General features: G+C 65.2%; 10 protein-coding genes and 2 rRNA genes (1 of these 12 running past the window's edge). 6 read left to right on the forward strand and 6 right to left on the reverse strand.

The window, feature by feature from the left end; all coding sequences use genetic code 11:
- The first annotated feature begins 6 nt into the window (after positions 1-6).
- Genes M1L61_RS22725 through M1L61_RS22735 form a run of 3 tightly spaced genes read left to right on the forward strand, consistent with a single transcriptional unit; the run spans position 7 to position 3,521 of the window.
- A complete protein-coding gene (locus M1L61_RS22725; protein ID WP_248854152.1) occupies positions 7-1,842 on the forward strand; it encodes a GspE/PulE family protein in 1,836 nt (611 codons plus the stop codon).
- Positions 1,814-2,560 carry a glutamine amidotransferase gene (locus tag M1L61_RS22730; RefSeq protein ID WP_010482408.1) on the forward strand — a complete coding sequence of 249 codons (747 nt, stop codon included), beginning with the start codon at positions 1,814-1,816 and terminating at the stop codon, positions 2,558-2,560. The genes M1L61_RS22725 and M1L61_RS22730 overlap by 29 nt, the downstream gene beginning before the upstream one ends.
- A gap of 49 nt (positions 2,561-2,609) precedes the next feature.
- Positions 2,610-3,521, forward strand: coding sequence for a BPSS1780 family membrane protein (locus M1L61_RS22735; protein WP_010482409.1), 912 nt, complete (start codon positions 2,610-2,612; stop codon positions 3,519-3,521).
- Positions 3,522-3,601: 80 nt separating this feature from the next.
- Here M1L61_RS22735 and tatC read toward each other — a convergent pair whose 3' ends face one another.
- The 4 genes from tatC to M1L61_RS22755 form a co-directional block, all read right to left on the reverse strand.
- Positions 3,602-4,351: a twin-arginine translocase subunit TatC gene (gene tatC, locus M1L61_RS22740; protein WP_010482410.1), complete on the reverse strand. Its 750-nt coding sequence runs from the start codon at positions 4,349-4,351 to the stop codon at positions 3,602-3,604.
- Complete coding sequence (gene tatB, locus M1L61_RS22745) at positions 4,348-4,806, reverse strand: Sec-independent protein translocase protein TatB (RefSeq protein WP_010482411.1); 459 nt, start codon at positions 4,804-4,806, stop codon at positions 4,348-4,350. The genes tatC and tatB overlap by 4 nt, the downstream gene beginning before the upstream one ends.
- Before the next feature lie 15 nt (positions 4,807-4,821).
- Entirely contained in the window at positions 4,822-5,049 is a 228-nt protein-coding gene (tatA, locus tag M1L61_RS22750) for a Sec-independent protein translocase subunit TatA (protein WP_005420453.1), read from the reverse strand.
- 75 nt (positions 5,050-5,124) lie between these two features.
- On the reverse strand, positions 5,125-6,018 hold the full coding sequence (locus M1L61_RS22755; protein ID WP_010482416.1) for a YSC84-related protein: 894 nt from the start codon (positions 6,016-6,018) through the stop codon (positions 5,125-5,127).
- 165 nt (positions 6,019-6,183) lie between these two features.
- Here M1L61_RS22755 and hemH point away from each other — a divergent pair, with 165 nt between their 5' ends.
- The 3 genes from hemH (at position 6,184) to M1L61_RS22770 (ending at position 10,393) form a co-directional block, all read left to right on the forward strand.
- Entirely contained in the window at positions 6,184-7,146 is a 963-nt protein-coding gene (gene hemH, locus M1L61_RS22760; protein ID WP_019337950.1) for a ferrochelatase, read from the forward strand.
- Positions 7,143-7,997, forward strand: coding sequence for an alpha/beta hydrolase (locus tag M1L61_RS22765; protein WP_010482418.1), 855 nt, complete (start codon positions 7,143-7,145; stop codon positions 7,995-7,997). Before hemH ends, M1L61_RS22765 begins: the two co-directional genes overlap by 4 nt.
- A gap of 290 nt (positions 7,998-8,287) precedes the next feature.
- Positions 8,288-10,393: a methyl-accepting chemotaxis protein gene (locus tag M1L61_RS22770; protein WP_248854153.1), complete on the forward strand. Its 2,106-nt coding sequence runs from the start codon at positions 8,288-8,290 to the stop codon at positions 10,391-10,393.
- A 409-nt stretch (positions 10,394-10,802) separates the two neighbouring features.
- Here M1L61_RS22770 and rrf read toward each other — a convergent pair.
- Positions 10,803-10,917: ribosomal RNA gene (gene rrf / locus M1L61_RS22775) — 5S ribosomal RNA — on the reverse strand.
- A gap of 127 nt (positions 10,918-11,044) precedes the next feature.
- Positions 11,045-13,455 (reverse strand): 23S ribosomal RNA (locus M1L61_RS22780) (it continues 473 nt past the right edge of the window).

Consider the following 13,455-nt stretch of genomic DNA (forward strand, 5'->3'; position numbering starts at 1 on the left):
AGGCAGATGGAACATCGGCTGCCGGCAGGCACGCCCGGCGAGGCGGGCGGCGTCCCGCTGCCCTGGGGACGGCTGCATTTCGAGCAGATTGCCGCGGCCCTGGTCGCCGATGACCTGGTGGCCGAGCAGGACCTCGAGCGCATGCGGTTTTCCGCGCAGGGCGCACGCAACGCCAGTGAAGTGCATCCGCTGGTACTGCTGTCCAACCTCAAGCTGGCCGCCACCGGCGGCGGCGAACTGACCCTGGAGCGCCTCACCGAGTGGCTGGCCCGGCGTACCGGCAGCCGCTACCTGCGCATCGACCCGACCCGGGTCGACGTCGCTGCGGTGACCGCGCTGGTCTCCCACGCCTACGCGCGCCGCCACCGTTTCCTGCCGCTGGCGGTGGATGCCGAGCGCGTGCTGGTGGCCACCAGCGAGCCACTGGTGCAGGAATGGCGCCGCGACCTGCAGCACCTGACCCGCCGCCGCATCGAACTGGCGGTGGTCAACCCGCTGGACCTGCACCGCTACACCATGGAGTTCTACGGGGTGACCCGCTCGGTGCGCGGCGCCCGTGGCGACGTGCGTGGCGAGGCCAACACCACCCTGCCCAGCTTCGAGCAGCTGGTGGAGCTGGGCCGCACCGGCGACGTCAATGCCGACGACCAGCACATCGTGCACATCGTCGACTGGCTGCTGCAGTACGCCTACGAACAGCGCGCCTCGGACATCCACCTGGAGCCACGCCGCGAGATGGGGCGCATGCGCTTCCGCATCGACGGCGTGCTGCACAAGGTGTTCGAGGTACCGCCGGCGGTGATGACCGCCGTGGTCAGCCGCATCAAGGTGCTCGGCCGCATGGACCTGGCCGAGCGCCGGCGCCCACAGGACGGCCGCATCAAGACCCGCTCGCCGGGCGGCCGCGAAGTCGAGATGCGCCTGTCGACCATGCCCACCGCCTTCGGCGAGAAGTGCGTGATGCGCATCTTCGACCCCGATGCTGCCTTCAAGAGCATCGACCAGCTCGGTTTCAGCCCGCAAGAGGCTGCCGGCTGGAATGCGCTGGTCGAGCGCCCGCACGGCATCGTGCTGGTGACCGGCCCGACCGGCTCGGGCAAGACCACCACCCTGTATTCCACGCTGAAGCGGCTGGCGACGCCGGACGTGAACGTCTGCACAGTAGAGGACCCGATCGAGATGATCGCGCCCGAATTCAACCAGATGCAGGTGCAAACCAACATCGACCTGGACTTCGCCAGCGGCGTGCGCACCCTGCTGCGGCAGGACCCGGACATCATCATGATCGGCGAGATCCGCGACCTGGAAACGGCGCAGATGGCGGTACAGGCCTCGCTGACCGGCCACCTGGTGCTGTCCACCCTGCATACCAACGATGCGCCGTCGGCGGTCACCCGCCTGCTCGACCTGGGCGTGCCGCATTACCTGCTGGCCAGCACCCTCAACGGCATCCTCGCCCAGCGCCTGGTGCGCACGCTGTGCCCGCACTGCAAGCAGCCGCACAGCCTCGGCGCCGCCGATTGGGCGGTGCTGGCTGATAGCCATGCTGCATATCCAGATGCCGCCACGCCCTGTCGGCCGGTCGGTTGCCTGGAGTGCCGGCGCACCGGATTCCTTGGCCGCATCGGGCTGTATGAGTTGCTGCCATTGGGCTCGCGGCTGCGCGGGCAGATCCGTGCCGACATGGATCTGGCCGGTTTCAGCCGGGCCGCACGGGCTGAAGGGCTGCGAACCCTGCGCCAGGCCGGGCTTGAAAAGGTGGCGCAGGGGCTGACTACAATCGAGGAAGTCCTGTCAGTCCTGCCGCCCCCGGATGAACCCAGCCCCGTTCCTGATCCTTGAAACCGGCCGCCCGGTACCGTCGCTGCGACGCTACGGGCGCTTTCCGCACTGGATCCGGGTCGCCGCCGGGCTGGAAGAACACGAGACGGTGGTGGTCGATGTCGAACACGGTGGCGCTCTGCCCGACCCACATGCGTTCGCTGGCGTGCTGGTGACCGGCTCGGCCGCCTTCGTCACCGACCACGCCGAATGGAGTGAGCGCAGCGCCGCATGGCTGCGCCAGACCGCCCACGACGATCTGCCGGTGTTCGGCATCTGCTACGGCCACCAGCTGCTGGCACACGCGCTGGGTGGCGAGGTGGCCTACAACCCGGCCGGGCGGGAATCGGGCACGATCGAGCTGGAACTGCAGCCGCAGGCGGCGCAGGACCCGCTGTTCCAGGGCCTGCCGCAGCATTTCGCCGCCCATGCCACCCATCTGCAGACCGTGCTGCGCGCACCTGATGGCGCCGAAGTGCTGGCACGCTCACCACTGGACGGCTGCCATGCCTTCCGCTGGGGCCGCCAGGCCTGGGGCGTGCAGTTCCATCCGGAATTCGCCACCCACCACATGCGCGGCTACGTGCGCGCCCGTGCCGACTGCATCGGTCGCCACGGCGGTTGTGCCCGCAGCATCGAGCGTGCGGTCAGCGCCGCGCCGCTGGCCCGCCAGCTGTTGCGCCGCTTCGTCCGCCAGGCGCGGCTGTCTTCAGCCCAGCCGGCGGCAAAACAGGGATAATCGGCGGCACGGGCAGCCGCCCGGCCCCTCCTGTCCTTCCCGGATGTCCATGAAAGAGATTCGCAAGCTGCCGGCTTCGGCGGGCGCCCAGTGGTTGCTGGATACGTTCTCGCTGTACCGGCGTGCGCCGCTGCAGCTGGCCCGGATCGGCCTGACCTGGCTGCTGGTGAGCTGGGTGGTGACCTTGCTGTCGACGCTGATTCCCGGCGCCGCCGGCATGGCCGTACAGCTGATGACCCTGGCCATCTCGCCGATCATGTTCGGCGGCATGCTGTATGCCGTGGGCGAGATCGACGAAGGCCGCCCGGGCCTGGCCTCGCACCTGCTGCAGCCGATCCGCGACCACCGCGTCAGCCACCTGCTGGTGCCGCTGGCGATCCAGGTGCTGGCGGTGCTGCTGCTGGGCGCGCTGCTGTTCCTGATGATCGGCCGCGAGGGCTTCACCGCCTTCAGCGAGGTCATGACCAAGATGGAAGAGATCAGCCGCAGTGGCCAGCAGATCAAGCCGGACGATGCAGCGGCGCTGGTCGCCAACCTGCCGGCCAAGCGCATCGCGCTGTGGATGCTGCTGGTGTTCCTGAGCGCGGTGGCGCTGTCGCTGGCGATGTTCACCCAGCCGGCGCTGGTCGTGTTCGACAAGCAGAGCGGCATGCATGCGCTGCGCCTGAGCCTGCAGGGCTGCATCGAGAACATCGGCGCGATGTTCGTGTTCGCCGCACTCGGCCTGATCGCCGCGTTCTGCATGTACATCCTGTTCGTGATCGTGATCCAGATCGCGATGCTGATCGGTGGCCCGCTGGCCGCGGCCTTCATCGCCCAGCTGGTGCTGACCACGGTGCTGATGCCGCTGTATGTCGGCGCGGTCTACGCCGCGTGGAAGCAGATGTTCGTGCACCGCGGCAGCCGCGCGGCGCCGCCGATTCCGACCACGCCGACCTCGAGCGACGTGTTCCACGCCTGACCCACCGGTAGCGCCGGGCCATGCCCGGCGGTGGCATCACATCGAACCCGGCACGCCGGGCATGGCCCGGCGCTACCGCATCAGGCGGCGGGTTTCTTCACTACCGACGACGGCACCAGCCAGCGTGCGGCGTGGATGCCCAGCTCGTACAGCAGGCACATCGGGATCGCCAGCATCAGCTGCGACACCACGTCCGGCGGGGTCAGCACCGCCGCCACCACAAAGATGCCAACGATCGCGTAACCGCGGCCTTCCTTGAACTGCTGCGGCGTCACCCAGCCGAGCAGCACCAGGATCACCATCGCCACCGGCAGTTCGAAACTGCCGCCGAAAGCGAAGAAGATCGCCAGCACGAAATCCAGGTAGGCATTCGCATCCGGAGTGATCGCAATCACGTCCGGGCTGAAGGTGGTCAGAAAATGGAACACCGCCGGCAGCACCAGGAAGTAGGCGAAGGCGCAGCCGGTGTAGAACAGCAGTACCGACGACACCAGCAACGGCACCGCCAGGCGCTTCTCACGCGCATACAGGCCCGGGGCAACGAACGCCCACAGCTGGTACAGCAGCCAAGGCACCGCCACGAACAGGGCCACGAAGAAGGTCAGCTTCAACGGTGCGAAGAAGGCACCGGCCGGGTTGGTGGCGATCATCGTCTGCCCGTTCGGCAGCTGCGACACCAGCGGTTCGGCCAGCGCGTTGTACAGCTTCTGGGTAAACGGCAGCAGGGCCAGCAGCACCACGCCCAGGCCCAGCAATGCGCGCACCAGGCGGCCGCGCAGTTCCACCAGATGTTCGACCAGCGAGCTTTCGCCGAAATCCTGTTCACTCATGGCTGGCGCTCCGTGCTCTGCGGCGGCGGCGCACCGGCTTCAGGGGGTGTCGCCGGCGTCGGCTCGGGAGCAACGCTCTCCTGTGCCGGCGCATCGGCATCGGGCGCAGCGCTCATATGCGGCGGCAGATCCGCAGGCGCCGGTGCGCGAACCTCCTGCGCCAGCGTATCGCCCTGCTGCTGGGCCTCCTGCGCTTCGCGACGGATCGCTTCACCGCTGGCGCGCAGCTGGTTCTCGGTGTCCTGCATGCCCTGGCGCACGTCCTGCATCTGCCGCTTGATGTCCTCGGCCTGCAGTTCGCGCTCCAGTTCCTGTTTCACCGAATCCCACTGATTGCGGGCACGACGCACCCACAGGCCGGCGAAGCGGGCCGCCTTGGGCAGGCGCTCGGGACCGAGCACCACCAGGGCGACCACTGCAATCACCAGCAGTTCGCTGAAGCCGATATCGAACACCGCAACCGCTCCGGATCAGCGAGCGTTACGGTCGTGCTCGTCCTGCGCAGTGCGCGAGGCGTCCTGGCTGCGCGACTCATCGCCCAGCTGCGCGTTCGGCTTGTCTTCGTCGCGCATGCCCTTCTTGAATTCCTTGACCGCCGAACCGAGATCCTTGGCGCCGCTGGTCAGGCGCTTGGTGCCGAACACCAGCAGGACGATGGCCAGCACGACCAACCAATGCCAGATGCTGAAACTGCCCATAAAGACGCTCGTTACGTTAGTGATCAGGCTGTCGAGCATAGCGCACCGGGTGTTAGCCGGCGCGCGTGACGAAAGTCAGTTTCCGCCCAGCGTTTCCGTGCGGATTTCGCCGTCGTTGACCGGCTGGAAACCCTGCTGCTGCGGCGGCGGGTTCTGCGGCACGTTCTGCAGCGGCGCGGTGGTGGCCTCGGCTGGGGCGGCCGGCGCTGCCTGAACAGGCGCGGGAGCAACCGCCGGGGCCGCTGCCGGACGCGGGGCGCTGCCGCCGTTGCCGCTGCGGTTGTTGCGCGCGGCGTAGGTGGCCTCTTCCAGGCGATCGCGGAAGGCGACCACATCCATCGACGGCGAACCGGCGGCGCGGCCTTCGAAGATCATGCGCGGTGTGGTGTTGCTGCCGTATGCATCCAGATTGGCGGCATCATCGATCTGCAGCACCGCACCATCCAGCGCGACACCGGCGAACAGGCCGCGTGCGCGCGACCAGGACCAGATCTCGGCCTTCAGCTGGCCGTCGGTGGCAGCGGCGGCATTGCGGCCGACCGGGCCGGCGGCGACACCGGCATCGGCGCCCAGCGTGAACTTGCCGTTGACCAGATTGTCCAGGCTGCGGTCGTTGCGGAACACCAGCACCACATCGGAGGACTGCACACCGGCCTGGAAGCCGATGCTGCCGCCAGTGAGCTTCACGAACACCGGATTGGACCAGGCGCCATTGGGCATGCGCACCGACATCAGGCCGTGGCCACGGCGACCGCCAATGACCAGACCGGCCTTGATCGTGTCGGGAATGACGATGACCGCGCGGCCTTCGTCGAGCAATTTGTCCGGAATGCCCTGTTCAGGGATTTCCTGGATTTCAGCCAGCACGCGCACGGCATTGCGGGCACGCTGGTCTTCCTGCGGTCCGGCCATGGCCTGGCTGGACAGCAGGCTGGCGGCGATCAGCAGGGCTTGGATCGGGCGACGCATGGCAGGCTCCAGAAGTCAGTCCATAGGAAGATATAGCAAGTGACTGAAATTAGTAGTGTTGTCATGAATCTCCAATGAGCGTTCCCTGCTCACATTGACGCACGCTATCCCTGCAATCCGAACCCTGCATCCCGGCACGGCGCCGGATCGGCGACAATACCGCCCATGCTCGACGCACCCGATACCGCCGTGCTGGCGGTCAACCTAGGCACGCCCGAGACGCCGACGGCCCCCGCCGTACGCCGTTACCTGGCTGAATTCCTGTCCGACCCCCGCGTGGTCTCGATCCCGGCACTGCTGTGGCAGCCGCTGCTGCGCGGACTGATCCTGCCGCTGCGCAGCGGCCGTTCGGCGGCCAAGTACGCCCAGGTCTGGCTGCCCGACGGCTCACCGCTGATGGTGCACACCCGGCAGCTGGCGCAGGCGATGCAGGCCCTGCTGCCGACCCTGAAGGTTCGCCATGCGATGCGCTATGGCGAACCCGCCCTGGCCAGCGAGCTCGACCGCCTCGCCGCCGAAGGCGCGCGTCGCATCGTCGTGCTGCCGTTGTACCCGCAGTACTCCACCACCACCACCGCCTCGGTCGAAGACCGCGTCGATGCGTGGCAGCGCCGCAACCCGGGCGTAACCGTCAGCCTGGTGCGCGACTACTCGGTCGATCCGGGCTGGGTCGAGGCCGTGGCCGGCTCGATCCGCCGCTACTGGGAACAGCACGGTCGCGGCCAGAAGCTGATGTTCTCCTTCCACGGCATCCCGCAGCGCCTGGCCGATGCAGGCGATCCGTATCCGCAGCGCTGCGAGGCCAGTGCACAGGCCATCGCCAGGGCACTGGAACTGGGCAGGGACGAGTGGCAGATGGGTTACCAGTCGCGGTTTGGCCGCGAGCGCTGGCTGCAGCCCTATGCCGAACCCAGCCTGTGGGCGCTGGCCGAATCCGGCGTGAAGCAGATCGACGTTGTCTGCCCGGGCTTTGCCACCGATTGCCTGGAAACGCTGGAGGAAGTGGCGCTGGGGTTCACCGAGACGCTGGCCGAGCGCGGCGCGACGATGCGCTACATCCCGTGCCTCAACGCCGATCCGGAACACGCTCGCGCCCTGGCGCGGCTGGCCGTGGCCTCGCTGGCATGAGTCTGCAGCCGTTTGAACTGGAGGTCGGTGGCGCGCGCGTCGCCGGCCTGCGCAACCACGGCGACGGCCCGCGCGTGTTGGCCCTGCATGGCTGGCTCGACAACGCGGCCAGCTTCGTGCCGCTGGCGCCGCATCTGTCGTCGCTGCAATTGGTGGCGATCGACCTGCCCGGTCACGGCCACAGCGCGCATCTGCCGGCGGGTGCCAGCTACACCACGGCCGCCGCGATCTGCCACGTACTCGATGTCGCCGATGCACTGGGCTGGGACCGCTTCAACCTGCTCGGCCATTCGATGGGCGCCGGCATCGCCAGCCTCACCGCCTCGGTCAGTGATCGGGTCGAACGGCTGGTGGCGATCGAAGCACTCGGCGGCCTGCGTGGTCCCGAAGAAGAGACCGCCAACCGCCTGCGCGAGCATGTGAATGCCACGCGTGGGCTGGCGCGAAAGCAGTTGCGCGTGTTCCCCGACCTCGCCGCGCCGATCCGCGCGCGGATGATGACCAACCAGCTCAGCGAACGCTGTGCACGGCTGCTGGTCGAGCGCGGCGTCGAGCCTGTCGAAGGCGGCTACCGCTGGTGCAGCGACCCGCGCCTGATGCTGCCCACTGCGATCCGCCTCAGCGAAGGCCAGATCGACAACCTGCTGCAGGCCATTGCCTGCCCGACGCAGGTGATCTACGCCACGCCGGCACAGTCCTACTATCCCGAGCCGATGCGCAGTGATCGCCTGCAGCACCTGCGCAATGGCCGTCTGGCGGTGTTTGCCGGCAACCATCACCTGCACATGGAAGATCCGGAACAGATCGCAGATGTGATCCTGCACTTCTTCAACAACGACAACGGCGGCTGAGCGCAGGCACCGGCGCGCTTCACTCTGCGCGTCTGCGGCCGATACATCAGTTGCGGGCCCTTGCGTCCGCAGCACGCAGGTCCGGTCGGACCTGCGGCGTGTGTCTGGTTCTGCAAGGAAGTCCGCATGCCCGCTCCATTGCACCGCCACCCACAGGATGTGGTCACGGTGTCCCGTCTCCGCGTCGCTGATCGCGTCGCATTCCCCGAATTCCCGGCTCGCGCCCTGGTCACGCACTCCTGCGTGCGCCGCGGCGTGGCCGTTGTCGTTTGCTGATCCAGGAGTCGCCGATGTCCGTTGCATTCTCCCGTCCCCCCGATACCGCCCGACTGCCGCATCTGCAGCAGCTCGCCCGCCGCGCTGACCGCCGCCTGCTGATCGGCAGCGCGGTCCTGGCCCTGGCTGGCCTGGTGCTGGCCCTGCGGGGTCCGCAGCTGCAGGCCGCCGCGTTGGTGGCCGTCGCCGTGCTGCCAGCCGCGTGGTTCGGCGGACCGCAGGCGGGCCGGGCCGTCGCCCGCAACGGCTTGGCATTGCTGTTGTCGCTGCAGCTGGCCGTGTTGTGCGCGATCGCCGGCCTGTCACCGGCGTTGCCGATTGCCCTGCTGCTGGGCGTGCTGCTGGGCCACCGCGATCGCCTTCCGGTGTGGCTGGTCGGTGGCGTCGGCACGCTCGCGCTGCTGGCACCGCTGCAGGCGGGCGCTGCCGCGTGGCCAACGCTGCTGCAGGCCGGCATGTTCGCGGGCCTGACCTTGTTCCTCGGCCAGGTCGCACTGCGCCTTCGGCAGCAGACCGAGGCCCTTGGCCATGGCCCGCATCGGCTTGCCGCGCTGGCACGTGACATCGCCACCGGTGCCGATCTTGGTGCACATGCCGACACCAGCGCCTATGCACCGGGTTCACTCGCCCACGCCCTGGCCGACACCGCACGCCACGTGCAGGCACAGCGTGGACGCGAGGCGGCGGCCCATGCCGAGAACGCGCAGATCCGCCAGGCGCTGGATGCCTCGCGGACCGCGATGATGATCGCTGACAACGACCACGTGATCCGCTATGTGAACCGCTCGGTGGTAGCCCTGCTGCGCAACCAGCAGGCGACGCTGCGACAGGCCTTCCCCGATTTCGATGCCGAACGCCTGGTCGGCAGCAGCATCCATCGTTTCCATGCCAACCCGGACCGTATCCGCGCCATCCTCAACGGCCTGCAGGTCACGCACAACGGCAAGGTGCAGATCGGACCGGTGCACTTCGCCCAGGTGGTCACCCCGGTGTTCGACGCGCAGGGCATGCGCCTGGGCTTCGCCGTGGAGTGGCATGACCGCACCCATGAGCTCGCGCTGGAGAACGCCGTGGCCGGCATCGTTGCAGCGGCAGCGGCCGGTGACCTCGACCAGCGCCTGCAGGCCACTGAAGGTGCCAGCTTCCTCGATGGCCTGACCGGTGGCATCAACCAGCTGCTCGATACGCTCGGCAGCACCGTCAACGAAGTGCGGCAGATGCTCTCGGCATTGGCCAACGGTGATCTGGATCGGCGCATGCACGGCGAGTATCACGGCGCTTTCGCTGCGATCCAGCGCGATGCCAATGCCACGGCCGGGCAGTTGGCACGCATGGTCGGTCGCATCCAGGAATGTGCGGCGTCGATCAGTACCGCCGCCAGCGAGATTGCCGCCGGCAACGGCGCATTGTCCGAGCGCAGTGAGCGCCAGGCCGCGCACCTGCAGGAGACTGCAGCATCGATGGAGGAACTCACCGCCACCGTGCGCCAGAACGCCGCCCATGCGCGTGAGGCCAGTGCGTTGGCCGCCTCCACGCAGAGCGCTGCCAGTGACGGCAACACGGCCATGCAGCGGGTGGTGGATACCATGCAGGCCATCGAAGGTGCCTCGAAGCGGATCGGCGACATCACCGGCGTCATCGACGGCATTGCCTTCCAGACCAATATCCTGGCGTTGAACGCAGCGGTGGAGGCGGCACGCGCCGGCGAGCAGGGCCGAGGCTTTGCCGTGGTGGCCAGCGAGGTGCGCGTGCTGGCACAGCGTTCGGCGGCGGCCGCACAGGAGATCAAGAAGCTGATCGACGAAGCAGGCCGGCAGGTGGGCGAAGGTGCCCAGCTGGTGGCCGACGCCGGCCAACGCATGCAGGGCATTGTGGGCGGCGTGGAGGATGTCAGCCACCTGATGCGCGAGATTTCCGCAGCGTCGCAGGAGCAGTCCATCGGTATCGAGCAGATCAACCAGACCGTGGTGCAGATGGATCAGGCCACGCAGCAGAACGCGGCGCTGGTGGAAGAAGCCACCGCTGCCGCACGTGAGCTGCAGTCGCAGGCGGGGACGCTGACTGAGGCGGTCTCGGTGTTCCGCCAGCAGGAAGCACATGAGGAGGCTCTGGTCGCCTGATCCCGTTTTTCAGGTGATCCTGATGAAGACGGCGCCCGCGGGGCGCCGTTTTTTTGCGTGTTGTGCGTGATGGGTCACGCCGGTAGCGGCCCGCACTGGTTGGCGCCGTGGTTTCTCGCGGAGAGCATCCACGCGCGGCGTGGACCTATTCGGCAAACGATTGCGGCGCGGGCCTGCTGTGGGTTAGTTGGCAACCTTGGTTGGCGCCTTGGTTCCTCGCGGAGAGCATCCACGCATGGCGTGGATCTACCGCTGATCCCTCTGCCATCGGTAGTCGCCAACCTTGGTTGGCGCCGCCGCTCGCGGCGGTTCCATCAACGCGTCTGCCGGCCAGTGGCCGTCGTTACCCGGTATTTCCTGCGCACAAAGAAAAACCCCGCTGCGCAAGCAGCGGGGTTTTGGGTGTAAACCCTGGCGATGACCTACTCTCGCATGGCTTGAGCCACACTACCATCGGCGCAGCTGCGTTTCACTTCCGAGTTCGGGATGGGATCGGGTGGTTCCACAGCGCTAATTTCACCAGGGAGGCGGTTGGAGCGTCGCCATCCAATACAGCTGGATAAGGCGCCTGCCTCTCGTAGTTCTTGTGACGTAGCGTGCACTTGGATGCTCTTACGACGTTGTCGTAAAGCCAAGGCAACTTGAGGTTATATGGTCAAGCCTCTCGGATCATTAGTATCAGTTAGCTCAATACATTGCTGTACTTACACACCTGACCTATCAACCACGTAGTCTACATGGTTCCTTCAGGGGGCTTGTGCCCCGGGAGATCTCATCTTGAGGCGCGCTTCCCGCTTAGATGCTTTCAGCGGTTATCGCTTCCGAACATAGCTACCCGGCAATGCCACTGGCGTGACAACCGGAACACCAGAGGTTCGTCCACTCCGGTCCTCTCGTACTAGGAGCAGCCCCTCTCAAATCTCCAACGCCCATGGCAGATAGGGACCGAACTGTCTCACGACGTTCTGAACCCAGCTCGCGTACCACTTTAAATGGCGAACAGCCATACCCTTGGGACCGACTACAGCCCCAGGATGTGATGAGCCGACATCGAGGTGCCAAACACCGCCGTCGATATGAACTCTTGGGCGGTATCAGCCTGTTATCCCCGGAGTACCTTTTATCCGTTGAGCGATGGCCCTTCCATACAGAACCACCGGATCACTAAGTCCTAGTTTCCTACCTGCTTGATCCGTCGATCTTGCAGTCAAGCACGCTTATGCCTTTGCACACAGTGCGCGATGTCCGACCGCGCTGAGCGTACCTTCGAGCTCCTCCGTTACTCTTTAGGAGGAGACCGCCCCAGTCAAACTACCCACCATACACGGTCCCCGACCCAGATAATGGGCCCAGGTTAGAACGTCAAGCACGACAGGGTGGTATTTCAAGGATGGCTCCGCCACAGCTAGCGCCATGGTTTCATAGCCTCCCACCTATCCTACACAGACGAACTCAACGTTCAGTGTAAAGCTATAGTAAAGGTTCACGGGGTCTTTCCGTCTTGCCACGGGAACGCTGCATCTTCACAGCGATTTCAATTTCACTGAGTCTCGGGTGGAGACAGCGCCGCTGTCGTTACGCCATTCGTGCAGGTCGGAACTTACCCGACAAGGAATTTCGCTACCTTAGGACCGTTATAGTTACGGCCGCCGTTTACTGGGGCTTCGATCAAGAGCTTCGCCTTGCGGCTGACCCCATCAATTAACCTTCCAGCACCGGGCAGGCGTCACACCCTATACGTCCACTTTCGTGTTTGCAGAGTGCTGTGTTTTTGATAAACAGTCGCAGCGGCCTGGTTACTGCGACCCTCTTCAGCTATAGCTCGCACGAGCCACCAAAAAGGGTGCACCTTCTCCCGAAGTTACGGTGCCATGTTGCCTAGTTCCTTCACCCGAGTTCTCTCAAGCGCCTGAGAATTCTCATCCTACCCACCTGTGTCGGTTTACGGTACGGTCTGCGTAAGCTGAAGCTTAGGAGCTTTTCCTGGAAGCGTGGTATCAGTGACTTCGCCATAAAGGCTCGTCTCGGTGCTCGGTCTTAAAGGATCCCGGATTTGCCAAAGATCCAAACCTACCGCCTTTCCCCAGGACAACCAACGCCTGGTACACCTAACCTTCTCCGTCCCTCCATCGCACTTACGCGAGGTGCAGGAATATTAACCTGCTTCCCATCGACTACGACTTTCGTCCTCGCCTTAGGGGCCGACTCACCCTGCGCCGATTAACGTTGCGCAAGGAAACCTTGGGCTTTCGGCGTGCGGGTTTTTCACCCGCATTATCGTTACTCATGTCAGCATTCGCACTTCCGATACCTCCAGCAGACTTCTCAATCCACCTTCAACGGCTTACGGAACGCTCCTCTACCGCGCATAACAAAGTTATGCACCCCAAGCTTCGGTTCACTGCTTAGCCCCGTTAAATCTTCCCCGCAGACCGACTCGACCAGTGAGCTATTACGCTTTCTTTAAAGGGTGGCTGCTTCTAAGCCAACCTCCTGGCTGTCTGTGCCTTTCCACATGGTTTTCCACTTAGCAGTGAATTTGGGACCTTAGCTGTGGGTCTGGGTTGTTTCCCTTTTCACGACGGACGTTAGCACCCGCCGTGTGTCTCCCATACAGTCCGTCTCGGTATTCGGAGTTTGCAATGGTTTGGTAAGTCGCGATGACCCCCTAGCCATAACAGTGCTCTACCCCCGAGAGGATACATATGAGGCGCTACCTAAATAGCTTTCGAGGAGAACCAGCTATCTCCGGGTTCGATTAGCTTTTCACTCCTAATCACACCTCATCCCCTACCTTTGCAACGGGAGTGGGTTCGGGCCTCCAGTGCGTGTTACCGCACCTTCACCCTGGGCATGACTAGATCACCCGGTTTCGGGTCTACTGCCCGCGACTATGCGCCCTTATCAGACTCGGTTTCCCTTCGCCTCCCCTATACGGTTAAGCTTGCCACGAACAGTAAGTCGCTGACCCATTATACAAAAGGTACGCAGTCACTCCTTGCGGAGCTCCTACTGCTTGTACGCACACGGTTTCAGGTTCTATTTCACTCCCCTCTCCGGGG

The organism is Stenotrophomonas sp. NY11291, from assembly GCF_023277365.1.
Classification (GTDB): Bacteria; Pseudomonadota; Gammaproteobacteria; order Xanthomonadales; family Xanthomonadaceae; genus Stenotrophomonas; species Stenotrophomonas geniculata.